Here is a 26,441-nt window from a genome sequence, read left to right as displayed (position 1 = left end):
GCTCACGCCCGGCTGACCCCTGTCAGCCGGGCGCAGGTCACTTGAAGCTGACCTGGACCTGCAGCAGGTTGCCGCCGTCCTCGGACTTGTTGACCTTCATGACGGTGCCGGAGCCCGCGACCTGGACCGAGGACCAGGGGTTCTTCGCACTCCAGTACCGCATCGGGTCGCTGTCGTCGAAGACCGGGATGGCCGGCTGCGAGGCGACGTTGAGCGCCGTGCCGTTGCGGTGGAAGGTCACCGCGTCGGTGCGCTCGAGCCCGAAGGTGGCGTCCCACGGCTGACGCCGGTTGCCCAGCTTGACGCCGTCGGCGAAGGTCACCGGCGCCGGACGGGCGTCGACCGGAAGCGACTGGCCGCCACCGGGGTGGCCCGAGGTGTTGTTGTCGGTGAACTCACCGTCGACGTACCAGACCAGCAGGCCGTTCTGGTACGGGAACCGCTCCACCCAGTCGGGCTTGGTGTTGCCCCAGCCGAAGTTGTACGGACCCGTCTTGAGGGTCGCGTCGTAACCGGTGTAGGTGCGGTTCTCGGCCAGGTAGTAGTGGCTGACGACCTCGGAGGTCGAGCCCGTCATCCGGGTGAACCCGGCGGCGGTCCAGCCACCGTTGCCCGACTCGACGTCGTCGGAGACCGTCTGGTCACCGACCGTCACGGCGAGGTCGTCGAGGAACGGGCCCTCGAAGTGCAGGCCACCGTCGGTGGCGTAGCGGAAGCGGAACTGGACGCTCTTGCCGGCGTACGGGGTGAGGTCCCAGGTCTTCTGGGCCCACGGGGTCAGACCGGCGTTGTCGGACGGACCGGTGATCGGCGCCGCCGCGTCCTTCCAGGTCGCGCCGCCGTCGGTGCTCACCTCGGCGTAGAGGTAGTCGTAGTCCTGCTCGATGTTGTACTGCAGCCACGCCGACACCGAGCCGCTGGTCGCACCGGTGAGGTCGACCGTGCGGGTCAGGGTGTTGTTGAGGCTGTCGTTGGCGCCGCCCCACCACTCGTAGGAGCCCGAGCGGGGAGTGTTGTAGTCGTTCTTGACCGTCTTGTCCGGCAGGGTCACTGCGAGCGCCTGGTAGGACGACGTGGACTTCGGCTTGTCGGCCGAGCCGAGCTTGACCGTCATGTCGGTGCCGTAGGGCACCGCCTTGTAGTCGAGCCAGCCGAGCTGGAGCTTCTCGAGCGGGCCCATGTAGCCCGGGGTGGTGCCGATCGAGTCGCTGCCGTGGTTGAGCCACGAGCCACCGGACATCAGCGTCCAGAAGCCGGTGCCGTTGTCGCCACCCGCGGTGTCGTAGTAGTCCGGCAGACCGAGGTCGTGGCCGAACTCGTGGGTGAAGACGCCGAGGCCACCGTTCTCGGGCTCGGTGGTGTAGTCACCGATCCAGATGCCCGAGCTGCCGAGCGGCACGCCGCCGAGCTTGGCACCCTCCGGGCCGGTCTTGCCGGCGTCGGTCGAGTAGGCGTACCAGCGGTGCGACCAGATGGCGTTGGTGCCCTGCGCGCCGCCACCGGCCTCCTCGCCCTCACCGGCGTGGATGGCCTGGAAGTGGTCGATGTAGCCGTCGGGCTCGTTGAAGTTGCCGTCACCGTCGGCGTCGTAGCGGTCGACCTTGTCGAACTGCTTGAGGTACGTCGTGATCTCGGCGTCGGTCTTGCCCTTGGCCAACTGGTCGGCGTACCACGCGGCGGCCGTGTCCTTGACGTAGTTCCAGTAGCCGTCGGCGTTGTTGCTCTTGCCGTAGCGGGCCTCGTTGAAGGGCACCGTGACCCAGTCGGAGACGTCACCCTTGGCGAGGAAGCGGCCGTTGGACTGCTTGAGGTAGAAGTCCTTGAAGGACTCGCCCTGGCCGAACATCATGTCCTGGTAGTGCGCCCGGTTGAAGTCGGCCGTCCAGTAGGTCGAGTTGTCGTCCGTGGCGTTGCCGTCCCAGTTGCGGTCCGGTGCGGGGATCTTGTTGTGCACCGGGCCGGGGGTGGCGTCGAAGCCGTCCTTGGTCTGGGTGCCGAAGTCGGTGAGGATCGTGAAGATGTCCTCCTCGCGCTCGACCGGGTAGGACACGTAGCGAGGCTGGGCGGCCTTGCTGCCCTTGGGCGCCTTGGCGTTGCCGGCGAGCTTGATGACGCGCTGACCGCCACGCATCTCGGTGGTCGCCTCGCCCTTGACGAGCTTGTCGACCGCCTCCTTGCGCAGGGCACGGGCGGCATCGCCCAGGGGGTTCGGCAGGTCGTGCTCTCGGTTGGCGGCCTTGGGGTCAGAGTCCTTGGCGGCAGGGGTCGCCTGCGCGGGAACTGAGACCAAGCTCATGGCGACGGCCGCGACGGCCACCCCCGAGAGAGCGCTCAGATGACGTCTCTTCACAGATCCTCCAGTTGAAAATTCACCGTGCCCTGTTCGGACACACAAGGGCGACCCAAACATGTCGGGCAAAGAGGACCCATGGGTTTACGGGTATGGAGTTCGTAAAGATTTGGCCGGGAACGGGCAGGAGGGCCGCCAAATGGGGTCCATCGGCGCCATCCGGCAGCAAATTCCTTGCCGCGGGTCAACGGTCTGGCGGCCGTGGGTCGTCGTGCGGGCCGGCCCTAGGATGCCGTGCATGAGCGAACAGCCGGCATCGTCCGAGGTCAGCGCCCCCTACGGCACGGGCGCCCAGGCGGCCCCCCAGCGGCGCGTCCGGATCCCCCACCTGCAGGCCATGAAGGCCAAGGGAGAGAAGTGGGCGATGCTCACCGCCTACGACATGTACTCCGCGGAGATCTTCGACGAGGCGGGCATCCCCGTGCTCCTCGTGGGCGACTCGGCCGGCAACAACGTCTACGGCTTCGAGACCACGGTCCCCGTGACCGTCGACCACCTCGTGCCACTGGTGCGCGCCGTGACGTCGGCGGCGAAGCGGGCCATGGTCGTCGCCGACCTGCCGTTCGGGTCCTACCAGGCCAGCCCGCAGCAGGCGCTCGCGACGGCTACCCGGTTCATGAAGGAGGGGCTGGCCCACGCGGTCAAGCTCGAGGGCGGCAAGCCGATGGTCCCCGAGGTCGAGCTGCTCGTCCGCGCCGGCATCCCGGTCATGGGCCACATCGGCTTCACCCCTCAGAGCGAGCACGTCCTCGGCGGCTACCGCGTGCAGGGTCGCGGCGACGCCGGTGACCGGCTCGTCGAGGACGCCGTCGCGCTCGAGAAGGCCGGCTGCTTCGCGATCGTCATGGAGATGGTCCCCGCTCCCCTCGCCGCGCGGGTGACCGAAGTCCTGTCGATCCCGACGATCGGCATCGGCGCCGGCGCCGAGTGCGACGCGCAGGTCCTCGTCTGGCAGGACATGGCCGGGCTCCGGGGCGGCAAGGCCCCGCGGTTCGTGAAGAAGTACGCCGACCTTCGTGGCGAGCTCGGCAGGGCCGCCGCCGCGTATGCCGCCGACGTCGCCTCAGGCGTGTTCCCCGCCGACGAGAACTCGTTCCTCGAGTAACCGGAAGCTCATGCACCGGTAGGACCCCGGTGGTGCGGATCACGACTACCGTCCACCCGGGGCCACACGTCGTGGTCGCCCGTCGTGATCGGAGGACCCCTCGTGCCGCAGCGCCACCACCGTCCCGTGTTCCTGCCCGTCGTCGCCACCTTGGCGGTCGGCGGTCTGTTGTTCGCCGCCGCCCCGGCCCAGGCCACGAAGCCGACCCCGGGCACCGCGACCGGCAGTGGCGCGGTGTTCAAGGTCAACCCGGTGCAGTCGTCCGGCAACCAGGACCTGACCGACCAGAAGGACTCGGACGCCGCGGTCCCGGCCACCGAGTACGCGACCGTGCCGCTGCGCAACCTCGACGGCTCCGGCTACCTGCGCGGGAAGTGGGCGACGGTCGAGTCGGCGACGGGCACACCGGCACACAGCGCGACCAACACGTTCGTCTACACCCGTCACCAGGACCAGTTCGAGCAGGTGATGGGCTACTTCTGGGTCAACCAGGCTCAGGAGTACCTCCAGTCGCTCGGCTTCGGGTCGACCCTCCCGGGCATCGTCAAGCAGTCGTTCCCGGTCAAGATCGACCAGTACGGCGGCGACAACAGCTACATGACCGACAAGCCGTACCGCATCCGGCTGGGCAAGGGCGGGGTCGACGACGCCGAGGACGCCGAGGTGATCGTCCACGAGTACGGCCACGTGGTGCACGAGTCGCAGGTGCCCGGATACGGGACCACCCTCGACGCGGGCTCGATCGGCGAGGCCTTCGGCGACTACCTCGCGGTCAGCGTCGGGCTCGACGCCGCTGCCCAGTACAAGTGGCCCGTCAACGCCGACCCGGCCTGCCCGATGGACTGGGACGCCACCTCCTACACCAGGGCCCCGCACTGCATCCGCCGCTTCGACACCGGGATGACGGTGGCAACGCGCGAGGGCGAGGTGCACGCGGACGGCCAGATCTGGAGCCAGGCGCTCTGGGAGATCCGGCTGGGCTACGCCGCGATGGGCAGGACGACCCGGGCCTGGGACACGACGCTGATCGACGCGCAGTTCCGGTTCGCGCCCGACACGTCCTTCTCGGCCGCAGCCAAGGCGACCTACGACACCGCGCGGACCCGCGACGGCGCTGCGGCTGCCGCCCTGGTGAAGGCGAAGTTCGAGGCGCGCGGCATCAGGTTCTGAGGTCCGCGCACCGGCGCAGCGCCAGCACCGCATACGCACGGGCGCACTGGACCACCTCGTCCACCGGCACCCACTCGTTGGCGGCATGAGCCGCCGCGAGGGTGCCGGGGCCGAACTGGAGCGTCGGGACGCCCTGGGCGGCGTAGTGGCGCAGGTCGGAGCCGTATGGCGCGCCCTTGACCGTGGGCCTGCCCAGCCCGACGTCGGCGGCGGCCGCCGCGGTCTGCTCCAGGAGCGGGTGGCCTTGCGGGAGCTCGCCCGGTGCGAAGACTCCCCCGGGCCAGCTCACGCGGACGGGGTGCTCCCGCAGCCAGGGGTCACGGTCGCCCAACCGGGCGAGTGCCCCCTCGAGGGCGCCGCGCGCCGTGTCGAGCGACTCGCCGGGGAGCACGCCGTGGCGGCCCTCCAGGACCAGCAGGTCGGGCACCGTGCTCGCCCAGCCCCCTGCCCTGGCGGTGCCCACCGAGATCGGGGCGACGAGGTCGAGGTGCGCGAACAGCTCGGGCGGGCTGGCGTTGCGGGCGGTCTCGAGCGACCGCAGCGCCTGCTGGACGACGGGCAGGTGGTCGAGCGCGCTCTCCCCGCTGGTCCGGTCCGAGCCGTGGGCCGCGCGACCCTCGACCTCCAGCCGGAACGTGAGCGACCCGGCGTTCGCGGGGATGACCGCCCCACCGGTGGGTTCGGCGATGAGGCAGGCCTGCCCGCCGTGACCACGGCGCAGCGTGGCGAACGCCCCCACCCCGCCGTCCTCCTCACCGCTCACCAGGTGCACGGCGAGGGGGCGCTCCAGCCGGGGCCCGACCGCTGCGAGCGCGGCCACCGCCCCGAGGATCGCGGCGACCCCGCCGAGCATGTCGCACACCCCGCGACCGCGGGCCACGCCGTCGTCGACGACCAGCTCGAACGGGTCGCGCTCCCACCGGGCGAGGTCACCCGGGGGTACGACGTCGGTGTGGCCGCAGAGCACCAGCCCCGGGAAGTCGGCCCCGGAGTCGGCCCGGGAGCCGGTCCGGGAGTCGGCACCACCCCAGGTTCCGACGACGCCCAGCATCAGCTCGCGCGCGACCTCCATCCCGGGGAAGCCGGGGTCGGCGGCCTCGCCCGCGAGGTCGACCTCCCAGGTGTCGACGTCGAGCCCGAGGGCGCCGAGCCTGGCGGCTGCCCACTGCTGCACCGCGACCTCACCGGGGGCTCCGCCGACAGGTCGCAGTCCGACCATCGCTGCGAGGTCGTCGAGGATCGCGTCGGCGTCGATGCGTGCGACGACCTCCGCCTCGAGCATCGTCAGGGCGTCGTGCGGCGCAGCTGGGGTCATGCGGCGAGCCTGCCACGACGCGGCATACGGTGGGCGGCATGACCCTGCGCATCGGTTACAAGGCCTCGGCGGAGCAGTTCGCGCCGCGCGAGCTGCTCGACTTCGGCGTCGAGGCGGAGCAGGCGGGCCTGGACAGCGTCTTCATCTCCGACCACTTCCAGCCCTGGCGACACCACGGCGGCCACGCGCCGTTCTCGCTCGCATGGCTGGCCGCACTCGGCGAGCGCACCGACCGCGTGCAGATCGGCACCTCGGTCATGACCCCGACGTTCCGCTACAACCCGGCGGTCGTGGCCCAGGCGTTCGGCACCCTCGGCTCCCTCAACCCGGGTCGCGTGGTCCTGGGCATCGGCACCGGTGAGGCGCTCAACGAGGTCGTCGTCGGGTCGGTCGAGGAGTGGCCGGAGTTCAAGGAGCGGTTCGGCCGCCTGCGCGAGGCGGTCACGCTGATGCGTGAGCTCTGGAGCGGCGAGCGGGTCACCTTCGAGGGCGACTACTACTCCCTCAAGGACGCGACGGTCTACGACCGTCCCGAACAGCCGATCCCGGTCTACGTCGCCGCCGGTGGCCCCTTGGTGGCCCGGTATGCCGGGCGTGCCGGTGACGGGTTCATCGCCACGTCGGGCAAGGGCGAGGAGCTCTACCGCGAGAAGCTGCTCCCTGCGGTCGACGAAGGGCTGGCCAAGTCCGGGCGGACCCGCGACGACCTCGACCGCATGCTCGAGGTGAAGCTGTCGTGGGACCCCGACCTGGAGCGGGCCGTCGCCAACTGCCGCTTCTGGGCAGCCCTGTCACTCACCGCGGAGCAGAAGCACGGCACCTCGGACCCCCTCGAGATGGAGCGCCTCGGCGACGAGCTGTCGGACGAGCAGGTGGCTTCGCGGTGGATCGTCACCGACGACCCGGAGGAGGTCGTCCAGGCGGTCCGCCCCTACGTCGAGTGGGGCTTCAACCACCTGGTGTTCCACGGACCCGGCCAGGACCAGTCCCGGTTCCTGTCGACGTTCGCCGACCGGGTGCTGCCGGGGCTGCGCGACCTCGGCTGAGGACTGTCACGGCACCGCGGGATCCTTCCGCAGCCGCGGCCCGAAACCTACGCTGGGGGCATGACCACCGAGCTGCCCCCCGAGCCCCGGACCTGGTGGTCCGAGGTGTCCGGCGGACCGGGCGCCGCCACGGCATACCAACAGCGGTTCGACGACCTCGCGGCCCGCGGGATGGACATCCACGGGGAGGCAGCCTTCATCGAGCACCTCGTGCCCGCCCCCGCCCGGGTGCTCGACGCGGGATGCGGCACCGGCCGCGTGGCCACGCAGCTGACCACCCTGGGCTACCGCTGCGTGGGCGTCGACTCCGACGCCGCCATGATCGAGGTGGCCGAGCAGCGCGACCCGTCGACGACCTGGGTGCGCCAGGACCTCAGCCGCCTGCAGCTGCGCTCGCAGGCCTTCGACCTCGCCGTGCTCGCGGGCAACGTCGTTGCCCTGCTCGCCCCGGGCACGCTCACCGCAGCGGTCGCGCGGGTCAGCGCCCACCTGAAGCCGGGCGGGTTGCTGGTCGCCGGCTTCGGCCTGGACGCCGCGCACCTGCCCGCGGGGTGCCCCGTGACGAGCCTGGCCGACTACGACCGGGCCGCCGAGGTCGCCGGGTTGTCACCCATTGCGCGGTACTCGACGTGGGACCGGACGTCCTGGCAGCCCGACAGCGGCTACGTGGTCAGGGTGCACCGCCTCGTCGACTGAGCCCCTGCTCAGTCCTCCCTCGCTCAGTCCTCGGTGGTGCCTTCCTCCCACTTGCGGTCCTCGGCGTCCCACTTCTCGGTGCGCTCGCGCGCGGTCTGCAGGGCGTTCGAGGCCTCGGCCTCCGACGCGTAGGGACCCATGAGGTCGTCACTCGCGCTCTTGTTGTCATCGGTCTCGACCTGACCGCTGCTGACGTTGAACCAGTAGGCCATCGTGTGCCCTCCAAGTCGACGGATCTGTGGACGTCCCTAGACTCCACCGTATGCCGATGACGTACGCAAGTGTGGCCCCCGGGGTGGTGTCACCACGCCGACCCGTACCCGCGTCCATCGAGCGACCCGAGTACGTCGACAAGCCCGGTCCCACCCGCGAGCACGGTTCGGACGTCCAGGACGCCGAGACCATCGAGAAGATGCGGGTGGCCGGCCGCCTCGCCGCCCAGGCCATGTCCGCTGCCGCCGCCGTCATCGCCCCCGGGGTCACCACCGACGAGGTCGACCGGGTCGGCCACGAGTTCCTCCTGGACCACGGTGCCTACCCGTCCACGTTGGGCTACAAGGGATTCCCGAAGTCCCTGTGCACGTCGGTCAACGAGGTCGTGTGCCACGGCATCCCCGACGACCGCCCGCTCGAGGACGGCGACATCGTCAACATAGACATCACGGCCTACATCGGCGGCGTGCACGGCGACACCGACGCGACCTACCTATGCGGCGACGTCGACGAGGAGTCGCGGCTGCTGGTCGAGCGCACCCGCGAGGCCATGATGCGCGCCATCAAGGCCGCGGTGCCGGGGCGGGAGATCAACGTGATCGGCCGGGTCATCGAGAGCTATGCCCGTCGGTTCGGCTACGGGGTCGTGCGCGACTTCACCGGACACGGCATCCACCGCGAGTTCCACAGCGGCCTGATCATCCCCCACTACGACGCCGCGCCGTCGTACGACAGGGTCATCGAGCCCGGCATGACCTTCACCATCGAGCCCATGCTCAACCTCGGTGGCAACCCCGACTGGGAGATGTGGGACGACGGCTGGACGGTGGTCACCAAGGACCGCCAGAGGTCGGCACAGTTCGAGCACACCATCCTCATCACCGAGAGCGGGAACGAGATCCTCACGCTGCCCTGAGCAGCGCAACCCGCACCGCCTCGTCGGTGCACCGCAAGGAGGCGGAGACATGGCCAAGCACGGACTACCCCTGGGGATCGACGTCGGCGGCAGTGGGATCAAGGGGGCGCCGGTCGACCTGGCCAAGGGTGCCTTCGCAGCCAAGCGCAAGCGGATCGACACCCCTGTGCCGTCGACGCCCGCGGCGGTGAGCCTGGTCATCGACCAGATCGTCGACCACTTCGAGGACGTGCGCGGCGACTCCCCCATCGGGGTCACGATCCCCGGCGTGGTCACTCACGGAGTGGTGCGCTCCGCGGCCAACATCGACAAGTCGTGGCTCGACTTCGACGCCGAGCCGATGCTCGAGAAGGTCCTCGAGCACGACATCGTGCTGGTCAACGACGCCGACGCCGCAGGGGTGGCCGAGCTGCACTACGGCGCCGCGAAGGGCCAGAAGGGACTGGTCGTGCTGACCACGCTCGGCACCGGCATCGGCACCGCCCTGATCCACGACGGCATCCTCATCCCCAACTCCGAGCTGGGCCACCTCGAGATCGACGGCCACGACGCCGAGACCCGGGCGGCCTCCTCGATCAAGGACAGGGAGGCTCTGAGCTACGAGGAGTGGGCGGTTCGCCTGCAGCGCTACTACAGCCACCTCGAGGCGCTGCTGTGGCCCGACCTCATCGTGGTCGGCGGCGGGGTGTCCAAGGACGCGGCCAAGTTCCTGCCACTGCTCAAGCTCAAGACCCCGATCGTCCCGGCGACCCTCGAGAACAAGGCCGGGATCATCGGAGCGGCGCACCTCGCCCAGGTGGAGCACGAGCGCCGCAAGAAGTAGGCGGCTCGGCGCTCAGCGCATCGCGACGAGGTCCTGCAGCAGGTCGGCCTGGCGACGGTCGAACAACGCACCGCCGCGGGTCGCCCCGACACCCAGGGTCACGACGCCCAGCACCGTTCCGACGCCGAGGGCGACCCAGGCGGCCCAGCCCGTGCCGTACCAGGCGGCGACACCGAAGACGATCGCCGGCAGCGACAGGACGATGACGGCCGTGCCGCAGATCGCCTGCACCCCGAGGGTCACCCCGACCGAGCCCGGGCGGGAGCTGAACGGACTCTCCCCGGGCGACGGCACGGCATACTGCTTGATCGCGCTCATCACGCAGGCGACGGCAAAACCGTTGAGGACCAAGGCGATCGACACACCGAGGATGGCCGGGAGCAGACCCCACCGTCCCGAGAGCCACGCCCCGAGGACCGAGTAGACCGGGATGCAGACGGCGGCGAGCACCCCTGACGGGAACAGCCGGCCGAGCCGGTCGCTGACGCCGTCGACACCCGAGGCGACGTGCATCCAGAAGGCTGTCGAGTCGTAGCCGACGTCGTTGTGCTGGCCCCAGCCGATGAGGTAGGCGGACGCGAGCGGCATCGCGACGAGGGCGACGTCGGAGTGTGAGCCCAGCCCCGGGACCAGCAGGCCCGCGGGCAGCGCCGCCGTCATCAGACCGGAGAAGTTGAAGCGGGGGTCGCGGATCCAGTACGTCCCCGCGCGACCGGCGATGGCCCCCATCGGGGTGGCGGGCAACCGGCCCAGCAGGCCGAGCCCGCTGCGGGTCGTTCCGCCGTCGCCGGAGGACGTGCGCGGGTTGCGCAGCACCGAGACGAGGATGCGCTCCCAGACGAGGAACAGGACCCCTGCCAGGGCGAGGGCCAGCAGCAGGCGCACGAGCGCGGTCGCCTCGTGGCCGAGGTTGGCGTCCGGGCCGGGCGCCCAGGCCCAGGCGAGCGGCGTCCACGCGACCACCGCCGCGAGGTCGTCGAGCGTCGAGCGCCCGAACCCGCGGTCGCTGAGGTAGCTGCTCAGCGGGGCGAGGCACAGGATGGTGACCAGCCCGACGACGCCGATGACGTCGCGGCCCCGGCGGGTGGACAGGATGGCGGACGCGACGCCGGTGACGATGCGGCTCAGCAGCAGGCAGGTGGCCAGGCCGACCACCCCACCGACGAGGGCGAGCGCCGTGCCGGCCAGGGTTCTCGATGCGCTGACGACCGACGCGAGGACCAGGACGACCGTGGCCACCCCCGGGACGCCGACGAGGCCGCAGACCACCAGCCCGGCGGCGAGGGTGCGTTCGGGCACGGCGAAGGTCGCGAACCGGCTCGGGTCGAGGGTCGGGTCGATGCCGAACATGACGATCGGCAGCAGCGCCCAGCCGAGCACGAGGGCGGCGCCGCCGAGCACGACGGCGGTGTGGGCCAGCCCAAGGTCGCCCTGGAACCGCAGGGAGACCAGCCCGGCCACGGCGAGGGCGACGAACACGCCGCCGTAGAGGATGCCGACGACCATGCCGATGATGGCGGCGACGCTGCGCCTGAACCCGTTGACCAGCAGCGCGAGCTTCAGTCGGACGAGGTGCGCAACCACGCGAGCCCCTCCACGTCGGAGCCGCCGCCCACCAGCTCGAGGAACCGGTCCTCGAGGCTGGAGCCGGCCCGGACCTGCTCCACCGTGCCGGCCACCCGGACCTGCCCGGCGGTGATGAGCGCGACGTCGGTGCAGATCCGCTCGACGAGGTCCATGACGTGGCTCGACAGGACCACGGTGCCCCCGCCCGCGGCGAAGTCCTCCAGGATGCCGCGGATCGTGCGCGCCGACACCGGGTCGACGGCCTCGAAGGGCTCGTCGAGGACGAGCAGCCGGGGTCCGTGGACCAGGGCGCAGGCGAGGGTGACCTTCTTGGTCATGCCGGCGGAGTAGTCGATGACGAGCTTGTCGCGGGCGTCGGTGAGGCCGAGGGCGGCGATCAGCTCCCCCACCCGCTCGGCGACGAGGGCAGCGTCGAGACCGCGCAGCAGCCCGGCATACGTGACGAGCTGGGCGCCGGTGAGGCGGTCGAAGAGTCGCAGCCCGTCCGGGAGGACGCCGATCTGGCGCTTGGCGGCGACCGGGTCGGCCCACACGTCGGAGCCGAGGACGTGGGCCGTGCCTGCGTCCGGCCGCAACAGCCCGGTGGCCATGGACAGGGTCGTCGTCTTGCCCGCGCCGTTGGGCCCGACCAGCCCGTAGAACGATCCGCGCGGCACGTCGAGGTCGATGCGGTCGACGGCTGTCGTGGCGCCGAAGCGCTTGGTGATGCCGCGCAGGCTCAAGGCTGCTGCGGTGTCGGGCGCTTGGGTGTCCGGCTGGGTGGCAGTCGTCGCCGGCATGGGAGTCCCCGTCATGGGGTCACGCTATGTCAGGCGTGGGGTCTCTCGTGGCTCATCGCTGCCTCGCCACGAGCATCGCCTTGGCGGGGACCTTCGTGTCCACCACGTAGCGACGCTTGCTGTCGTCGTCGCGCTCGGCGTAGCCCATGGTGGCGAGGCGCATGAGCACCACGGGACAGGTCGCGCACCGCGGCTTGTCCTTGCAGCACTTCTTCTTTGCCTTGGCGACCTTGGTCCCCTTCGGCGGCTTGGCGTTCTTGCCCACGCGGCGAGGGTAGGTGAGCCTTACCTAAGTCGCCAAATCGGTCCGTATGGCGGGCCGCTCCCCTTCTCACCCCGTCACGGCGAACTTGTGGGGGCTGCCGTCCGCAAGGTCGTGGATGCGGGTGTCCGGCGAGCCCAGGTTGGCGGCCTGGGTGAGGTAGAGCCGCCGTCCGGCCTGGTTCAGCAGCCCGTCGTGCACGGGGACGGCGTGCGCGGCGGCGAGCCGGCGCAGGAAGCCGGTCATGTCGCGGCTGCGCGCCCACGGGGCGTTCAGCGGGAAGGCGAGGACGTCGACGCCCTCGGGCTCGGCGTCGAGCGCGTCGCCGGGGTGGAAGAACACCGGCTCGCCGTCGGCGCTGAGACGCATCCCGGTGTTGTGGATGCGCGGGATCTCGTCGTGGATGAGGGCGTGCATCTCCCCGACCCCGGTGACCGTGACGGCGCCGACGGTGACCTCGTCACCGGGCCTGAGCTGGCGGGCCTCGATTCCCTTGTCGCGCAACAGGTTCTCGGTGTCCGGATCGGTGATGAGGACCGCGTCGGGATTGGCTCTCAGCAGGTCCGGCAGCCGGTCCTGGTCGAGGTGGTCGGCGTGCTGGTGGGTCACTAGGACGGCGTCGAGGTCGCGCAGCTCGTGGGCCTTCGGGGACCAGGTGCCGGGGTCGAGGAGGATGCGGGCGTCGCCGGTCTCGACGAGCAGGCTGGCGTGGCCAAGGTGGGTGATCCGCATGCGCCCACCGTATGCCGGGTGCCCGGCGTGCGCTCGTGGGCGGCGGCGCCCCCGGGGTGCCGTCGTCACGGGCCGCGCATAATCGAGTCGAAGAGCACGAAGCCATCCACGACAGGGAGAGTCCCATGACCTACGCAGTCTTCGGCACCGGCATGGTCGGCCAGACGATCGCCGCCCGGCTCCTCGAGCTCGGCCACGACGTCGTCATCGGCACTCGCGACCCGGAGGCGACTCTCGCGCGCACGGAACCCGATGGGATGGGCAACCCTCCGTTCAGCACCTGGCAGGAGCAGCACGAGGGCGCTCGGCTCACGACCTTCGCCGAGGCAGCGGCTGCGGCGGAGGTCGTGGTCAACGCGACGAACGGGTTCGGTGCCCTGCCTGCGCTCGAAGCAGCCGGGGCCGACAACCTCGCGGGCAAGCTCGTCATCGACGTCTCGAACCCGCTCGACTTCTCGCGCGGCTTTCCTCCCACGCTGTTCGTCAAGGACGACGACTCCCTCGGTGAGCAGATCCAGCGGACCTACCCCGAGGCGCGGGTCGTCAAGACGCTCAACACGATGAACGCCAACCTGATGGTCAGGCCTGCGGACCTCGGCGAGAGCTCGTCCGTCTTCGTGTCCGGCAACGACGCCTCGGCCAAGGCGACGGTCACAGAGCTGCTCGAGAGCTTCGGGCACACCGACGTCATCGACCTCGGTGACATCACGACAGCTCGCGGCGCCGAGATGATCCTGCCCATCTGGGTCCGGTTGATGGGTTCCCTGGGCACCTCGATGTTCAACTTCAAGGTCGTCCGCCAAGCCTGATCAGGCTGCCCGCATCGCGAGGCCGCAAGACCCGCACCCATTGCGCCTGTTGCGTACACACGACACCGGCGAACGCCGATCAGTTCGGTGGACGTCTCGCGTTCGACCCGCCGGTCTCGGCCAGACGAAGGGCCACGGCGGTGAGCTTCTCGTTCAGGCGGTTGGACGAGCGACGCAGGACGTCGAAGGCCTCCTCCGGGGTGAGGTTGAGCCGCTCCATCAGAATCCCCTTGGCCTGGCCGATGACATCTCGGGACAACAGGGCCTTGTTGAGGTTCTGCGCCAGATCCTGCAGGGCGTCGCGTTCACGCACTGCCCCGGCAGCCACCGACGCGTGCGCGGCCAGGATGAGGCCGATCTGCTGCGCCTCGTCGCTGAACGCATCCGGCTTGGTGCCGTAGGTGTTCAGCGATCCTCCGGTGCCGGCGGTCCCGGCGGTCGCGAGGTTCGCCGCCGCGAGGCGGTAGGAGGCTGCCGAGTGCGCACCCAGATCAGCCGGACGTGACGCGAGCTTGGGCCAGCGGGTGTCGGGGAACGACTGCGCGTACACGACCGGAGCGTCGACCGCGTCCAGGCTTGGGCCCTCGTGCGCGTCGTACTGCGCCTGGTCGACCACCGACGCGGCCAACTCCGTGGTCGCGGCTGTCTGGTAGGTCCCTTGCTCCCCCAGCGTGACGCTCGCCATGTCACACCCCGCGACTGTGCTCACTGCGGTCTGAGCGATGCGCAGGAGGACATCGTCGAAGGACCCGGCGGCGTACAGGTTCTCGGCAATGGCGGCGAACGCAGACGCCAGCCTCGTGGTCGGGGTGGCCTCCATCCGCAGCCTGGTGGCCCTGTCTCGAGCTTCAGCGGCAGCATCGCGCTCGCTCCTCAACACCTCACGCTCCAGGCGAGCCTGATCGCGAGCGGTGCCAGCGCGGACGTTCGTGGCAGCTCTCTGAGCCTTGTCAGATAGGAGGCCGACCTCGGCTGCGCGGGCGTCCATCGTCCGTTCCTGCTCGTCCGACGCCGACTCCCGCGCAGTTGCCGCTGTGTCCCTCGCGTCGCCAGCCCGCTCTCGCTCGGCAGCCAGCTCATCGCGCCGGTCAGCAACGAAGTCTCGCTTCTCAGCGGCCCACTCGCGCTCCTCTTCAGGCGATTGAATGGCCATGAGATCCGCTTCCCTCGACGCGTTACGTGGGTTGATCCTATGCCCTGCCCCACGGACCGTCGCCTGAGCGCTCGTCCGTCTCAACCGGGGAGGTCCGCGAAGAACACGGCGCCGGCAAACGCGAGGTAGAGCCCGAGCAACATGACGCCCTCGAACCAGTTGGCCTTCCCGTCGTCGAGCAGGTGACGGGTCAGCAGAGTGCCGATGATCAGGGCGCTGAGCTCCAGCGGGCTGAAGGCCAGGTCAAACGCGTGACCTGTCAGGAACCCGAGGAGAACGAGAACCGGCACGACGAACATCGCGAGCTGCATGCTGGCACCGACAGCGATCTCACTCGCGACGCCGAGCTTGTCCTTCGCCGCCAGCCCCAGTGCGCTGAACTGCTCGGCGGCGTTGCCGACCAGCGGCAGGATGACGAAGCCGATGAAGCCGCTGTGCAGGCCCAGCGAGGCTCCTGCTTCCTGGACACTGCTCGCCACCATCTCTGCCGCGATCGCCACGAGGGCTGTGGCCACCGCGAGAACGATGATGGCGCCCTTGACGGACCAGGTCTGCCGGCCGCCCGACTCACCCCCGTGCGCGGACCGGTCCCCGTCCGGCTTGGCGGCTTGGTGTGAGTGCGGATTCGTGTGCTCGGCGCCCCCTGCCTGAGTGCTCTCCCCGTCCTCGAGCTCCTCCTCCTCGAAGTGGCTGCGATGGGTGCGGAGGATGAACAGCATCGACAACGCGTAGAGGACGAAGAGGATGACGGCCACCAGTGCGCTCACCTCGTCCAGGCGGGTGGTGGAGCTCTCGGGCCGGAACGAGAAGACGGTCGGCAGGAGCAGGATGCCCATCGCGAGGAACAGCATGGTGGCCTGCACCCGTGAGGTCACCGTGACCGGCACTTCGCTCTTGTCGTGTGCCGCCACGATCATCGCCACGCCGAGGAGCAGCAGCAGGTTGCCGATGATCGAGCCGGTGATCGATGCCTTGAGGACGGCGATCTCGCCGTTGACCACCAGGAGCGCGGCGATGAGGAGCTCGGCCATGTTGCCGAACGTCGCGTTGAGCAGCGCGCCCTTGCTGCCGCCCACGCGCTCCGCCAGCACCTCGGTCGAGCGACCCACCAGACCGGCGAGCGGGATCACGGCCAGCGCTGCCAGCACGAACAGCACCGCAGCGCCCGCATGGCGCACTTCGGCGAAGATCGCGACCGGAAGGGCGACGACCATGAGGTCGAGGATCCGCCACGGACCCAGGGCCGTCTTCACCACGACCTCCGTGAGGCGCCGTGTGTGCACCGTTCCATCGCCAACCGCCCGTCCTCCGTCTGGTGCTCCACCGGCGGCATGATCGGAGATCCGCTGCCCCATTCCACTCGCCCGCCCCAGACATGGTTGCAGCCACCTCGCAGGGCCGCGACTTCGAAGCTGCGTCAGGGTGCGGCAACACGGCGACTCCTGGACCAGGCGTGGCGATGGCGTCCGGTGACTCGTTGGAGGAGGCTGAGGGAATGGCCCGACCGTCTGACCTTTCCGCACCGGGACAGTCCCCCGATGGCACCGGGACGGCGCTCGACCTCGAGGCCGCTGCCGAGCGACTGCGCCGGGAGCGGGATGAAGTGGGAACCCGACTTGCGAGCATGACAACGGATCTCGAGGCGCTCTTCGCCGCATCGGCGGATTCGAATGCCGATGACGAGCACGACCCTGAGGGACAGACCATCGCCTACGAACGGTCGCAGCTGACTGCGCTCATCCAGGGGGCGCAGGACCATCTCGCTGGAATCGAGGCCGGCCTGCTTCGACTGGAGCAGGGCATCTACGGGATCTGCGAGGTGTGCCACCAACCCATTCCTGCAGCACGGCTGGATGCCAGACCCACGGCAGGGACCTGCATTCAGCACGCAACGCCGTCCAGGGGTTGACCCACCGACACCAGACGGGACGGTGCACCGTGGCTGAGGCAGGCGCACACTGATGGCGAAACTCTGTGGTGCACACACACTGGAGGGGACTTGACCGCCGACCAGACCCGCCGCGTCATGAGCGCCTACTTCGATGCCCTCGAAACGCGCCACTTCAGTCAGTTCTTCACCGACGATGTCACCTGGACGACGGTCCAGAGCAACATCCACATCATCGGCCCCCGGGACGTCCAAGAGGCGGTCAACGTCCTCCATGCGCGACTCCTCGACCTGCAGACGCGCCAGCTGGTCTTCGCTGACCACACCGCCTACATCGAGGGCAGTGGCGCGGACCCTGCAAGTCCGAGCCGGGTCCCGTACTGCGTCGCCTACGACCTTGTCGGCCAACGAATTGCCGCCATGCGGGCGTACGGCGACCTTGCGGCGTTCATGCCCCCGCAGGACGAGTCATCTCCGGCCACCGGTGAGGGGCCCATCGCCTCGGATGAGCGAGCCTGACAGACGGGCCGCACGCCATACCGCCATGGTGGGCAGGAAGATCCGTCGCCGACGCGTCGATGCGCCTGCGGATCCTGGGCCGGGACAGCCTCAGGTCACTGCGATGTCGACTGCCTCGCCGAGGGCACCTGGCACGGTCAGTGCCCTGCCGTCGCGCTCCGGCTCGCCCGCTGYGTCCCCCAGGGCGCGCCGTGACACGGCGAGCTGTCGTTCGAGGAACGCCCGGTCGAGGTCGGTCAGGGGCAGGTCGCCGCCGGTGCGTTGGTGGTCTGCGCAGGCAGCGAGCCGAACGGCTCGCACGTGGTCACCAACGGTCGACGCGGCATACGCCAACATCTCGATGACCCCCAAGGTGAGGTCGGGATCCCCGTGTTCGGTGACCGAGTCGGCCAGCTCGCGCAGCAGCTCCAAGGCCCTGGCGGGCTGATCGGACGCGAGGAACGCCGCCGCGAGGTTGACCCGGTCGGCCGCGACACCCCAAGCGTTCTCGAGCGAGAGGTCGAGGCGTTCGGCCTCGGCGAGCATCGACAGGGCCGTCTCGGGGTGACCCGCGTCGATCTCGAGCAGCGCAAGGTTGGTCAGGGCCGTGGCCTGACGCTGCGCGTTGTCCAGGGACCGCGCGACGTCGACACTCTGCTGGAGCAGGGTTCGCGCGCGGTCGGTGTCGCCGAGGCTGCGGTACGCGACACCCAGGCTGTTGAGGGCCTTGGTCTCCCCGATGCGGTCGCCCGCGCGCTGCCACAGCACCAGTGACTTGGCCAGGACGTCCCGGGCGCGGCCGTTGTCTCCCTGTTGCAGGAGCAACAACGCGAACGAGTGCAGCAGCTGTGCCAGCTGCGGATCGTGTCGCCCTGCCGCGGCACGGCTGGCACGCTCCAGCCATCGGCGGCTCTCGGCGTCGTATCCCGTGACGTACCAGTACCATCCGAGCGCGGTGCACAGGCGGACGCCGACCGCGACGCGCGCCTCGTCGTCGGAGTCGTCCCCGCGTCTGTCGCCCAAGGACCAGTCGAGGGCGGCCCGCAGGTTGTCCATCTCGAGCTCGATCGAGACCCGTGCTGCAATGGCGCCGGGCCCTCTCATCCGCTCTCCGTCGCGTTCCGCCAGCTCCAGGTAGTAGTGGGCGTGCCTGCGCTGGAGGTCGCCCAGCTCCCCGTCGTCCGTGGCCAGCTCCCGCGCCACAGACCGCACCGGCTGCAGCAGCCTGACGCGCGGGCCGGCCGGGTCGTCCTCCACCCTTACGAGAGCGGCGTCCAGGAGACCGGACACCGCGGAGAGCGCCGACGGGACCTCCAGGACGGCCGAGAGCGCGTCGAGCGTCCCTCCCGCGGTGCCGAACGCGGCGAGGGCACGAAACGCTCGCTGCTCGCCCTCCCCCACCATCTGGTAGCTCCAGCTGACCGTGGCCGGCAAGGTCTGCTGCCGCCGCGGATGGCCCGGAAGCGGCAACCCGAGCGCCTCGTCCAGGTGCTCCAGGAGTGCCTTCGGCGGCAGCAGCCGGACGCGAGCAGCGGCCAGCTCGACAGCCAGGGGAAGGCCATCGAGCCGGCGGCACACGGCCACGACGTCGGCGACGTTGGCGCCCGACAGCACGAAGCCCGGATCCGCCAGCCGGGCCTGCTGGACGAACAACTGGACCGACTCCGCGCGACTCGCCGCCTCCACTGTCGGCGTGGCGCGATCATCGGCGGGCAGACCCAGCGGTGGCACGGGGTACTCCTGCTCCCCCATGACGTGCAGGGGGCGACGGCTGGTGGCCAACAGCCGCAGGCGCGTCGTCGCCCCGAGGAGCCTCGTGACGACGGCTGCTCCCGATGCGGGGAGCTGCTCGAGGTTGTCCAGGACGAGCAGCACGTTCCTCTGGCGGAGGTGCTCGAGGAGCTCGACCTCCGTGTCGCCGGAGCGCCCGAGCGTCTCTGCGACGGTCCTCCACGCGACTGCCTCGTCCGTCGCGGCCGACAGGTCGACGAAGTGGACACCTTCGGCGAACGAGGCAGCCACCTCCTGCGCGAGCGAGATCGAGAGCCTGGTCTTCCCCGCTCCCCCAGGACCGGTCAGGGTGACCAGCCGCAGGGTGCCTGTCGTCAGCAGCCCTCCGATCGCCGCCAGCTCCGCGTCCCGACCGACCAGCTGGCCCGATGGCACAGGGAGGTTGCCCGGGGCGCCGAGACTGCGCAGCGGTGGGAACGTCGAGGGCAGCCCGGGTACGACCAGCTGGCTGAGCCACTGCGGGTCGACGATGTCCTTGAGGCGGTGCACGCCGAGGTCCCGCAGGGATGTGCCGGGCGGCAGCCGGTCCACGACCTCATCCACCGTCGCCCGGCTCATCACGACCTGGCCCCCGTGCGCGGTTGCGGCGACGCGTGCCGCCACGTGGACGTCGAGCCCGACGAGGTTGTCCTCGAACGGCTCGGGGTGGCCCGTGTGCAGCCCCATCCGCACGCGCATCGTCACACCGTCCGGCCACGGATGTGCCTCGAGGGCCTGTTGGCCCTCGGCTGCAGCCGTCACGGCATCCGCCGCCGACTCGAACACGACGAAGAAGCTGTCACCCTCCGTCCCCACCTCCCGGCCCCCTGCCCGCGCGAAGGCTCGTCGCAGGAGCTGGCGGTGGGTGGCGAGGACGTCGGGGTAGGCGGGCCCCAGCCGGTTCAGCAGCCGCGTGGAGCCCTCGATGTCGCTGAAGAGCATCGTGAGCCCGGTGGACTGCGCGGCGTCCATGCGCTCATCATCGAGCCAATCCACCCCCGCGACAACGCGCCGCCCACGCGGCGCCAACACGGCGCCAACACGGCGCCAACGCGTCGGAGCGTCGGGGCGACCGAACGCAGAGGGTCGCTTTCAACCGCGTGGAAGGCGCACGATGAGACGGTGGAGACCTGGGATGCGTTGAGGGCGAGGCGAAACGTCCGGCAGTTCACCGAGGAGCCTGTGCCCGACGATGCGCTGGACCGGATTCTGGAGGCGGGTCGACGTGCCCCATCGGCAGGCAACTGGCAGCCGTGGGACTTCGTGGTCGTCACGGACCGCTCGCAGCTGGTCGAGCTGGCGAAGGTCTGGCAGGGCGCCAGGCACGTCGCCGGAGCGGCTGCCGCGATCGCGATCGTCGCGCCAGAGCCGCAGGACGATCGACAGTCGCAGCTGCTCCAGTACGACCTCGGCCAGGCCACGTACGCCATGACCGTCGCCGCGGCGGACGTGGGCATCGGGACGGGCCATGCCGCGGCGGTCGACCAACAGCAGGCCAAGGAGGTCCTGGGCTTCCCCGAAGGTCGGTTCCTGGCCTACCTGCTCTCCGTCGGCTACCCGTCGGACAAGCCGCTGACCGTCATCGAGCGGCTGAACCGGCGCCCCTTCGACGAGGTCGTGCACCGCGGCCAGTGGTGAGTCGCACGACGTCTACGAGTCCGGCGCGAGCGAGTCCGTTGCGAGCTGTTGGTCGTTCTCGAGCTTGATCACGTGCAGGACGGCGTTGATCAGGGCGAGGTGGGTGAAGGCTTGGGGGAAGTTGCCGAGGTGGTGGCCACTGTGGGCGTCCAGCTCCTCGGCGTAGAGCTCGAGCGGTCCCGCCAGCGAGAGGAGCTTCGCGCAGAGCTTGCGGGCCTTGTGGAACTCGCCGATCTCGCACAGTGCGGAGACGAGCCAGAACGAGCAGATCGTGAACGTGCCCTCCTCGCCATGGAACCCGTCGTCGGTCTCCTCGACCCGGTAGCGCAGGACCAGCCCGTCGACCGTCAGCTCGTCGCGGATGGCCATCACCGTCGCGCGGATCCTCGGGTCGTCCGCCGGGAGGAAGCGCACCAGGGGAGCCAGCAGCAGCGAGGCATCCAGGGCGCTGCTGCCGTAGTACTGCGTGAACACCCCTCGGTCGTCGACGCCTTGGCTGAGGATGTCGTCCTTGATCTGGGAGGCCGCGAGCTCCCACTCGGCTGCCTTGTCGGTCTCGCCGTACATGCGAGCCAGGCGAGCCCCTCGGTCGACCGCCACCCAGCACATGATCTTCGAGGACGTGAAGTGCTGCAGCTCGCCGCGGACCTCCCAGATGCCGGCGTCCGGCTCCTGCCAGTGCTTGAGGGCCTGGCCGACCTGCGTCTCCAGGATCGGCCAGATGCGGTTGTCGAGGTGGTCCACCGCTTGGGAGTGCAACCAGACAGAGTCCAGCAGCGCACCCCAAACGTCATGTTGCCTCTGGCCGTGGGCGGCGTTGCCGATCCGCACGGGCCGGGAGTCGGCATACCCGGGGAGGTGGTCCAGGATGGACTCCTCCAGGTCCCTCTCGCCGCCGATGCCGTACATGATCTGGAGGGCGTCCTCGCCCTCGGCGACGTCGGCGATGAAGCTGAAGAAGTCCAGCGCCTCCCAGTCGAACCCCAAGGAGTACATCCCCCACAGGGCGAAGGTGGCGTCGCGGATCCAGGTGAAGCGGTAGTCGTAGTTGCGGTCGCCCCCCGGCGTCTCGGGCAGTGAGGTCGTGCTGGCCGCCATGACGGCCCCGGTCGGGGCGTACGTGAGACCACGCAGGGTCAGGGCGCTGCGCTGCAGGTAGCTGCGCCAGGGATGATCGGGGAACCTGCCGCGAGCCAGCCAGTGCTGCCAGTGGTGCGCCGTCCACACCAGTCGCTTGTACGCGTCCTCGAAGGTCTCCGGCGGCACGCCGCCACCCCAGGACAGGGCGACGAACCGGGTGTCACCCTGCTTCAGCAGAGTCCGCGCGCTCGCCTGGCCTCCCTCGAAACCGAGGAGCATGTCCGTCGTGAGGGTGAGGGCCAGGTCGGAGCCGTCGGCCTGGGCTCGACCCTGCCGGTAGCTGTCGCCGGTGAACGTCCACTTCACCGGGGTCCGCCCGTAGTCGAGCACCGGCTCGCAGTTCACGATGACCTGCACCTCGCCTGAGACGCAGCGCATCGTCCGCAGCAGCACGTGCTCGGCCTCGTAGTCCGTCGGCGTCCGCCGGTACGTCCTGGACCGGTCCTCCTGGTGGTGCCACGGCCCGATGAGCAGGACGTCGCGGACGATCAGCCAGCCGGTGGGCGTGCCCCAGCTCGTCTCCACGATCATCGTCCCGGGCAGGTACCGGCGACCGGCGGGTACCCGCATCCCCAACGGCGCCACCGTGAACGACCCTGCATGCCGACCGAGGATCGACCCGAACGAGCTCGGTGAGTCGAAGCGTGGCAGGCACATCCAGTCGATCGACCCCGAGGGCGCCACCAGCGCGGACACCTCACCGTCGCTCAGGAACGCGTAGTCACCGATGGGCACCGCGCGCGGCTGCTCGGGCAGCTCGTGCGCCTTGGGGCCACCATCGTGTGCCTTCGCCATCCTCGAAGCATGTCCACTCCTCCGCGCCATCGCAATACATGCGGGAGCGGTGCTGGTCGCGCGCCGGCCCCTGTACACACGCGACGCATCGTTCCGTCGCACGGCGGCGGCAGAGCCTTGCGTGGGCCTCTGGCGAAGTCGATGCTGAACAGATGGAGGCATCGGGTGTGCTGGTTGCGCTCGTAAGCGTGCTCCCGGTGCTCATCTCCGCAGTCTGGAGCTTCGTCCGAGGTCGACGGGTGCAGCACGGGAACACCATCCGCCTGGAGATCGACGGAAGGACGCTCGAGCTCACCGGCACCACCGGGGAAGAGCAGCGCACCATCATCGACGCCTGGCTGAACCGCCTTGAGGAGGCGGACGATGGCGATCGCTGAGGGGCGGCTGGGAGCGGCCACCGGCGCCGCCACGGCCCGGGCGGGATTCGCAGGCGCCGGAAGCGGCACGGGGCTGGTCGTCTTCGCCCATTCCCTTCCGGATGGTACGGCCCGCACGATCGCCCTCTACGTGGCTCCGGCGGTGTCTGCCGCGTTGGGCGCGCTCGCGTTGTACGTCGAAATCCAGGCCAGGCGGTACATGCAGCAGCGCTTGGTCCGCCGGCTTCGACGGACCCTCGAGGAGTACCTGCGCAACCCCCACACGTCTGACGAGCACAAGCTCCTTCTGCGACAACGCCTCGAACAGATCGAAGAGGTCGTCACCTCACAGGAGGTGGAGCGAATCCGCCTCATCGGCGTCGTGGCGTCCGACTCCGGCAGCCATCGAGGCTCGTGACGTGGCCCGATGGGGCCCCGATGAGCCATGGGTGGGCGGGGTGGTTGGGGCGCATGCTGGGTGGACAAGCAGGGGTTCGCGCCCGCAGGAACACTCGCGGAACGGCGGGGTGCGTGCGTGGAGTGCGCCATCAGCCGAAGGGTCCGCCGTGCGAGTCGAGACCACCGTCACCGTGCCCATCGCCACCGTCCACGACCGTGACGCCCACGTCCGCTTGATCACAGAGGCCCGTTCGCGGCTCCTCGCGTCGGGATTGGCCACCGAGGACACGCTGGCCGAGGACCCCACCATGGTGGTGAGCTCCGGGGACCTTTCATCGCACGTCGTCAACGTCACGTTCGGCTGGGGTCTCGACTGATCCGGGCCAGCACGAAGCGGTGTCGCCACCCCGGCTGTGCTTGGGACACCCTCCGTCAGCGCCGAGCTGTGACGAACTGGTGAAGCCGTTGGGCCGCCGGGTTGAGCGCACGGTCGGTGCGCCAGGTCAGTCCGATGGTGCGGCGGGCGTGGCGACCTGAAAGGGCGATCCCGATGGTGCCGGAGAGCCCGGCGAACTGCTCGGGCACGATCGCGACCCCGAGCCCGGCGGCGACCAAGCCTTCGATCGTGGCCAGGTCAGCGCTCTCGAAGGAGACTGGCACCACGACACCGGCATCGGCGAGCAACCGGTTGACGAGCTCGCGAAACCCGTACCCGAGTGGCGTCGTGACGAGCTCGTCCTCGACGAGCTCCCTGAGATCGACCCGATGACGGTTTCGCAGTCGGTGGCCCGGATGAACGATGAGCACGAGTCGCTCCTCCTGCAACGGCCGCCAGCCGTAGTCACCCTCCGGCCGCACCGACGTGATCGCCAGCTCCACCAGCCCCTGGTCCAGATCGCGCTGGATGTGGTGGGCTGGCTCCTGGGTCAGCACCACCCGGACTCCGGGCGCCTCACTGTGAAAGTCGCGCAGGATCCGCGGGACCAGCGAGGTGGCCATCGAGTCGAGGAAGGCCAGTCGCACCACCCCGGTGTCGGGGTTGAGCCGCGCCCCGAGCTCGAGCAGGAGCTGCTGGTAGCGGCCCAGGACGTCACGTGCCCCGGCGATGACGAGCTCGCCGTCGGGCGATGTGACGAGCCCCTCCGGGACCCGCTCGAAAAGGCGGGCGCCGAGCTCGGTCTCAACTCGTGCCAACGCTCGCGACAACGTCGGCTGGCTGACCCCTAGGACTGCGGCAGTGTCGGTCACGTGCTGGTGGTCGTGCAGGGCCACGAGCCACTCGAGGTCGCGAAGGAGCACGGTGGCAGCATACGCTTTGCGCATCGCAAACGGTCCAATGTGACATTGGACGTATCGTCGGGACGGCTCCACAGTGGCGAGGGTGAGTGACACCGAGACCACGGTCCGCGTCCCGGCGTTGCACGGGCACCTGCCGGGCAGCGCCGGGTACCGACGCGTCATGACCGCCATGTTCGCCGCAGGGATGGCGACCTTCGTCCTGCTCTACGAGACCCAGGCGTTGCTGCCGCAGCTCCGCACCCAGTTCGGTGTCTCCCCCGCCCAGGCAACCCTCACCATGTCGCTCACCACCGCCGGCCTCGCGGTCGCGCTCCTCGTGGCCGGGCCAGCCTCTGAGCGGTTCGGGCGAACGCGACTGATCCTCGGCGCCGTCTGGTCCGCGAGCCTACTCGGGCTCCTGTGCCCACTGGCTCCGTCGTGGCACGTCCTCCTCGGGCTGCGGCTGGTCGAGGGCATGGCGCTCGCCGGGCTGCCCGCGGTGGCCACGGCATACCTGCGCGAGGAGCTGCACCGGACAGCGCAGGCACGGGCGGCGGGTCTGTACATCGGCGGCACAGCCCTCGGCGGAATGGCCAGTCGCCTCCTCACCGCTCCCATCGCCGACGCGCACGGATGGCGCTGGGCCGTGGCGGCCGCGGGACTCTTCGCCCTGGGCTGCGCCGTGGTGATGACCATCTCACTGCCGCCCTCCCAGCACTTCCAACCCCGAGCTCGAGGCCAGCTCGGTCTCGCGTCCATGTCCCGGGCAGCGCTCGCCGACCCGGCCCTGCGCGCGCTCTACCTGCTGGGTGCCTGCGCGGTGGGAGCCCTCGTCGCCGTCTACAACGCGCTCGGCTTCCGCCTCACCAGCGCACCACACCATCTCGGTCTCGGGGCGGTCAGCCTGGTCTACCTGGTGTACGTCCTCGGCACGGTGAGCTCCGTCGTCTCCGGGCTGCTCGCCGACCGGTTCGGACGTCGGGCGATCCTGCCCTCCGGATGCGCCCTGGCGATCGGGGGAGTCCTACTCACCCTCGTCCCGTGGCTGCTCACCATCGTGGTCGGACTGGCCTGCCTGACTGCGGGATTCTTCATCGTCCACGGATTGGCCAGCGGGTGGGTGGCCGCTCGCGCACACCTCGTCGGTGCCAGCGCGAGCCAGGCTGCCGCCTTCTATCTGTGCGCGTACTACGCCGGGTCCTCGGTGTTCGGCAACCTGGGCAGCACCGCGTGGGAGGCCGCTGGCTGGCCGGCCGTCAGCTCACTGGCACTGGTGTTGATGTTCGCCGCGACCGGGATGACCCGCACCCTCCGGCGGACTCCCGCCCTCGCGCCTCACAGCCTCCCGACGTGACCTCGCGCGGACTCGGCGACCGCATCGACGTCAATGCCGTACGCCCCGCGCCCGGTCGCCGCAAACGACGTCAACCGCTCTGCGGCCCGTTCGAAGAGCCGGTCCGCTCCGACCTGGTTGCCCCGGGCCGCGTGGGTCATGGCGACACAGACCTGCGCAAGCCCCTGCCAGAGGTCACGCTCCTCGACCGGTCCCGCCTTCCACCGCGCCTCGAGGACCTCGTGGGCCGAGAAGGGGCGGCCTGATCGCACAAGCTCTCGTGCCGTCTCGAGGGTCTCCTCGGGAGGCAGGGGGTCCTCCGACACCGGCTCCACGCCTTCAGCGCCATATGGCAGTGGTCGACCCAGTGCGTCGCGGGGCCGAGCCTGG

At 70.1% G+C, this 26,441-nt stretch carries 27 protein-coding genes; 14 read left to right on the top strand and 13 right to left on the bottom strand.

The window, feature by feature from the left end:
• Window positions 1-37: 37 nt before the first annotated feature.
• On the bottom strand, window positions 38-2,296 hold the full coding sequence (locus tag AC1DV7_RS04460) for an immune inhibitor A domain-containing protein (RefSeq protein WP_477594993.1): 2,259 nt from the start codon (window positions 2,294-2,296) through the stop codon (window positions 38-40).
• A 292-nt stretch (window positions 2,297-2,588) separates the two neighbouring features.
• Between AC1DV7_RS04460 and panB the strand changes: the two genes are divergently transcribed.
• The gene (panB, locus tag AC1DV7_RS04455) at window positions 2,589-3,455 is read left to right on the top strand and encodes a 3-methyl-2-oxobutanoate hydroxymethyltransferase (protein ID WP_477594991.1); all 867 of its coding nucleotides are present in this window, start codon (window positions 2,589-2,591) and stop codon (window positions 3,453-3,455) included.
• 102 nt (window positions 3,456-3,557) lie between these two features.
• Window positions 3,558-4,625: a M36 family metallopeptidase gene (locus AC1DV7_RS04450; protein ID WP_477594989.1), complete on the top strand. Its 1,068-nt coding sequence runs from the start codon at window positions 3,558-3,560 to the stop codon at window positions 4,623-4,625.
• On the opposite strand, the gene AC1DV7_RS04445 is transcribed toward AC1DV7_RS04450, so the two are convergent.
• Window positions 4,615-5,940: an ArgE/DapE family deacylase gene (locus AC1DV7_RS04445; protein WP_477594987.1), complete on the bottom strand. Its 1,326-nt coding sequence runs from the start codon at window positions 5,938-5,940 to the stop codon at window positions 4,615-4,617. The genes AC1DV7_RS04450 and AC1DV7_RS04445 overlap by 11 nt on opposite strands.
• 38 nt (window positions 5,941-5,978) lie before the next feature.
• On the opposite strand from AC1DV7_RS04445, the gene fgd reads away from it, so the two are divergent.
• Window positions 5,979-6,986: a glucose-6-phosphate dehydrogenase (coenzyme-F420) gene (fgd, locus tag AC1DV7_RS04440; protein WP_477594985.1), complete on the top strand. Its 1,008-nt coding sequence runs from the start codon at window positions 5,979-5,981 to the stop codon at window positions 6,984-6,986.
• Window positions 6,987-7,046: 60 nt separating this feature from the next.
• Window positions 7,047-7,682, top strand: a complete 636-nt coding sequence (locus AC1DV7_RS04435; protein WP_477594983.1) for a class I SAM-dependent DNA methyltransferase — start codon at window positions 7,047-7,049, stop codon at window positions 7,680-7,682.
• 23 nt (window positions 7,683-7,705) lie between these two features.
• Here AC1DV7_RS04435 and AC1DV7_RS04430 read toward each other — a convergent pair whose 3' ends face one another.
• The gene (locus AC1DV7_RS04430; protein ID WP_477594981.1) at window positions 7,706-7,894 is read right to left on the bottom strand and encodes a methionine aminopeptidase; all 189 of its coding nucleotides are present in this window, start codon (window positions 7,892-7,894) and stop codon (window positions 7,706-7,708) included.
• Between the two features lie 50 nt (window positions 7,895-7,944).
• Here AC1DV7_RS04430 and map point away from each other — a divergent pair, with 50 nt between their 5' ends.
• Complete coding sequence (map, locus tag AC1DV7_RS04425; protein WP_477594979.1) at window positions 7,945-8,811, top strand: type I methionyl aminopeptidase; 867 nt, start codon at window positions 7,945-7,947, stop codon at window positions 8,809-8,811.
• Between the two features lie 49 nt (window positions 8,812-8,860).
• Window positions 8,861-9,634, top strand: a complete 774-nt coding sequence (ppgK, locus tag AC1DV7_RS04420) for a polyphosphate--glucose phosphotransferase (RefSeq protein WP_477594977.1) — start codon at window positions 8,861-8,863, stop codon at window positions 9,632-9,634.
• A 12-nt stretch (window positions 9,635-9,646) separates the two neighbouring features.
• Here ppgK and AC1DV7_RS04415 read toward each other — a convergent pair whose 3' ends face one another.
• The 4 genes from AC1DV7_RS04415 to AC1DV7_RS04400 form a co-directional block, all read right to left on the bottom strand.
• Entirely contained in the window at window positions 9,647-11,218 is a 1,572-nt protein-coding gene (locus tag AC1DV7_RS04415; RefSeq protein ID WP_477594975.1) for a hypothetical protein, read from the bottom strand.
• On the bottom strand, window positions 11,194-12,015 hold the full coding sequence (locus AC1DV7_RS04410) for an ABC transporter ATP-binding protein (protein WP_477594973.1): 822 nt from the start codon (window positions 12,013-12,015) through the stop codon (window positions 11,194-11,196). The genes AC1DV7_RS04415 and AC1DV7_RS04410 overlap by 25 nt, the downstream gene beginning before the upstream one ends.
• A gap of 37 nt (window positions 12,016-12,052) precedes the next feature.
• The gene (locus AC1DV7_RS04405) at window positions 12,053-12,265 is read right to left on the bottom strand and encodes a hypothetical protein (RefSeq protein ID WP_477594971.1); all 213 of its coding nucleotides are present in this window, start codon (window positions 12,263-12,265) and stop codon (window positions 12,053-12,055) included.
• A 66-nt stretch (window positions 12,266-12,331) separates the two neighbouring features.
• A complete protein-coding gene (locus tag AC1DV7_RS04400) occupies window positions 12,332-12,994 on the bottom strand; it encodes an MBL fold metallo-hydrolase (RefSeq protein WP_477594969.1) in 663 nt (220 codons plus the stop codon).
• 125 nt (window positions 12,995-13,119) lie between these two features.
• Between AC1DV7_RS04400 and AC1DV7_RS04395 the strand changes: the two genes are divergently transcribed.
• Window positions 13,120-13,803, top strand: coding sequence for an NADPH-dependent F420 reductase (locus AC1DV7_RS04395; RefSeq protein ID WP_477594967.1), 684 nt, complete (start codon window positions 13,120-13,122; stop codon window positions 13,801-13,803).
• Window positions 13,804-13,882: 79 nt separating this feature from the next.
• Here AC1DV7_RS04395 and AC1DV7_RS04390 read toward each other — a convergent pair whose 3' ends face one another.
• Both AC1DV7_RS04390 and cax read right to left on the bottom strand, forming a co-directional pair.
• Window positions 13,883-14,623 (bottom strand): ANTAR domain-containing protein, encoded by a 741-nt coding sequence (locus tag AC1DV7_RS04390; protein ID WP_477594965.1) that lies wholly within the window; start codon window positions 14,621-14,623, stop codon window positions 13,883-13,885.
• A 413-nt stretch (window positions 14,624-15,036) separates the two neighbouring features.
• Complete coding sequence (gene cax, locus AC1DV7_RS04385) at window positions 15,037-16,209, bottom strand: calcium/proton exchanger (protein WP_477594963.1); 1,173 nt, start codon at window positions 16,207-16,209, stop codon at window positions 15,037-15,039.
• A gap of 242 nt (window positions 16,210-16,451) precedes the next feature.
• Here cax and AC1DV7_RS04380 point away from each other — a divergent pair, with 242 nt between their 5' ends.
• The gene (locus AC1DV7_RS04380) at window positions 16,452-16,865 is read left to right on the top strand and encodes a TraR/DksA family transcriptional regulator (RefSeq protein ID WP_477594961.1); all 414 of its coding nucleotides are present in this window, start codon (window positions 16,452-16,454) and stop codon (window positions 16,863-16,865) included.
• Between the two features lie 90 nt (window positions 16,866-16,955).
• On the top strand, window positions 16,956-17,363 hold the full coding sequence (locus AC1DV7_RS04375) for a nuclear transport factor 2 family protein (RefSeq protein ID WP_477594959.1): 408 nt from the start codon (window positions 16,956-16,958) through the stop codon (window positions 17,361-17,363).
• A gap of 90 nt (window positions 17,364-17,453) precedes the next feature.
• On the opposite strand, the gene AC1DV7_RS04370 is transcribed toward AC1DV7_RS04375, so the two are convergent.
• The gene (locus tag AC1DV7_RS04370; protein WP_477594957.1) at window positions 17,454-20,084 is read right to left on the bottom strand and encodes an ATP-binding protein; all 2,631 of its coding nucleotides are present in this window, start codon (window positions 20,082-20,084) and stop codon (window positions 17,454-17,456) included.
• 150 nt (window positions 20,085-20,234) lie between these two features.
• On the opposite strand from AC1DV7_RS04370, the gene AC1DV7_RS04365 reads away from it, so the two are divergent.
• On the top strand, window positions 20,235-20,750 hold the full coding sequence (locus AC1DV7_RS04365) for a nitroreductase family protein (protein ID WP_477594955.1): 516 nt from the start codon (window positions 20,235-20,237) through the stop codon (window positions 20,748-20,750).
• 12 nt (window positions 20,751-20,762) lie between these two features.
• On the opposite strand, the gene AC1DV7_RS04360 is transcribed toward AC1DV7_RS04365, so the two are convergent.
• On the bottom strand, window positions 20,763-22,685 hold the full coding sequence (locus AC1DV7_RS04360) for a glycoside hydrolase family 15 protein (protein ID WP_477594954.1): 1,923 nt from the start codon (window positions 22,683-22,685) through the stop codon (window positions 20,763-20,765).
• A gap of 197 nt (window positions 22,686-22,882) precedes the next feature.
• Here AC1DV7_RS04360 and AC1DV7_RS04355 point away from each other — a divergent pair, with 197 nt between their 5' ends.
• From AC1DV7_RS04355 to AC1DV7_RS04345, 3 genes are all read left to right on the top strand, one after another.
• Window positions 22,883-23,062, top strand: a complete 180-nt coding sequence (locus AC1DV7_RS04355; RefSeq protein ID WP_477594952.1) for a hypothetical protein — start codon at window positions 22,883-22,885, stop codon at window positions 23,060-23,062.
• Window positions 23,049-23,459: a hypothetical protein gene (locus AC1DV7_RS04350; protein WP_477594950.1), complete on the top strand. Its 411-nt coding sequence runs from the start codon at window positions 23,049-23,051 to the stop codon at window positions 23,457-23,459. Before AC1DV7_RS04355 ends, AC1DV7_RS04350 begins: the two co-directional genes overlap by 14 nt.
• Before the next feature lie 148 nt (window positions 23,460-23,607).
• On the top strand, window positions 23,608-23,817 hold the full coding sequence (locus tag AC1DV7_RS04345) for a hypothetical protein (RefSeq protein ID WP_477594948.1): 210 nt from the start codon (window positions 23,608-23,610) through the stop codon (window positions 23,815-23,817).
• Between the two features lie 55 nt (window positions 23,818-23,872).
• On the opposite strand, the gene AC1DV7_RS04340 is transcribed toward AC1DV7_RS04345, so the two are convergent.
• Entirely contained in the window at window positions 23,873-24,739 is an 867-nt protein-coding gene (locus tag AC1DV7_RS04340; RefSeq protein WP_477594946.1) for a LysR family transcriptional regulator, read from the bottom strand.
• A gap of 82 nt (window positions 24,740-24,821) precedes the next feature.
• Between AC1DV7_RS04340 and AC1DV7_RS04335 the strand changes: the two genes are divergently transcribed.
• The gene (locus AC1DV7_RS04335; protein ID WP_477594944.1) at window positions 24,822-26,072 is read left to right on the top strand and encodes an MFS transporter; all 1,251 of its coding nucleotides are present in this window, start codon (window positions 24,822-24,824) and stop codon (window positions 26,070-26,072) included.
• On the opposite strand, the gene AC1DV7_RS04330 is transcribed toward AC1DV7_RS04335, so the two are convergent.
• On the bottom strand, window positions 26,054-26,377 hold the full coding sequence (locus AC1DV7_RS04330) for a DUF309 domain-containing protein (protein WP_477594942.1): 324 nt from the start codon (window positions 26,375-26,377) through the stop codon (window positions 26,054-26,056). The genes AC1DV7_RS04335 and AC1DV7_RS04330 overlap by 19 nt on opposite strands.
• Between the last annotated feature and the right edge of the window lie 64 nt (window positions 26,378-26,441).

The organism is Pedococcus sp. P2_E4, assembly GCF_056403935.1.
This window is presented reverse-complemented; position numbering and strand designations above follow the sequence as displayed.

What these genes read in the sequence shown, in the direction of transcription:
- AC1DV7_RS04460 (WP_477594993.1), bottom strand. Translation starts at nt 2,296, where the DNA reads ATGAGCTTGGTCTCAGTTCCCGCGCAGGCGACCCCTGCCGCCAAGGAC.
- panB (WP_477594991.1), top strand. Translation starts at nt 2,589, where the DNA reads ATGAGCGAACAGCCGGCATCGTCCGAGGTCAGCGCCCCCTACGGCACG.
- AC1DV7_RS04445 (WP_477594987.1), bottom strand. Translation starts at nt 5,940, where the DNA reads ATGACCCCAGCTGCGCCGCACGACGCCCTGACGATGCTCGAGGCGGAG.
- fgd (WP_477594985.1), top strand. Translation starts at nt 5,979, where the DNA reads ATGACCCTGCGCATCGGTTACAAGGCCTCGGCGGAGCAGTTCGCGCCG.
- AC1DV7_RS04435 (WP_477594983.1), top strand. Translation starts at nt 7,047, where the DNA reads ATGACCACCGAGCTGCCCCCCGAGCCCCGGACCTGGTGGTCCGAGGTG.
- AC1DV7_RS04430 (WP_477594981.1), bottom strand. Translation starts at nt 7,894, where the DNA reads ATGGCCTACTGGTTCAACGTCAGCAGCGGTCAGGTCGAGACCGATGAC.
- map (WP_477594979.1), top strand. Translation starts at nt 7,945, where the DNA reads ATGCCGATGACGTACGCAAGTGTGGCCCCCGGGGTGGTGTCACCACGC.
- ppgK (WP_477594977.1), top strand. Translation starts at nt 8,861, where the DNA reads ATGGCCAAGCACGGACTACCCCTGGGGATCGACGTCGGCGGCAGTGGG.
- AC1DV7_RS04410 (WP_477594973.1), bottom strand. Translation starts at nt 12,015, where the DNA reads ATGACGGGGACTCCCATGCCGGCGACGACTGCCACCCAGCCGGACACC.
- AC1DV7_RS04400 (WP_477594969.1), bottom strand. Translation starts at nt 12,994, where the DNA reads ATGCGGATCACCCACCTTGGCCACGCCAGCCTGCTCGTCGAGACCGGC.
- AC1DV7_RS04395 (WP_477594967.1), top strand. Translation starts at nt 13,120, where the DNA reads ATGACCTACGCAGTCTTCGGCACCGGCATGGTCGGCCAGACGATCGCC.
- AC1DV7_RS04390 (WP_477594965.1), bottom strand. Translation starts at nt 14,623, where the DNA reads ATGGAGGCCACCCCGACCACGAGGCTGGCGTCTGCGTTCGCCGCCATT.
- AC1DV7_RS04380 (WP_477594961.1), top strand. Translation starts at nt 16,452, where the DNA reads ATGGCCCGACCGTCTGACCTTTCCGCACCGGGACAGTCCCCCGATGGC.
- AC1DV7_RS04360 (WP_477594954.1), bottom strand. Translation starts at nt 22,685, where the DNA reads ATGGCGAAGGCACACGATGGTGGCCCCAAGGCGCACGAGCTGCCCGAG.
- AC1DV7_RS04350 (WP_477594950.1), top strand. Translation starts at nt 23,049, where the DNA reads ATGGCGATCGCTGAGGGGCGGCTGGGAGCGGCCACCGGCGCCGCCACG.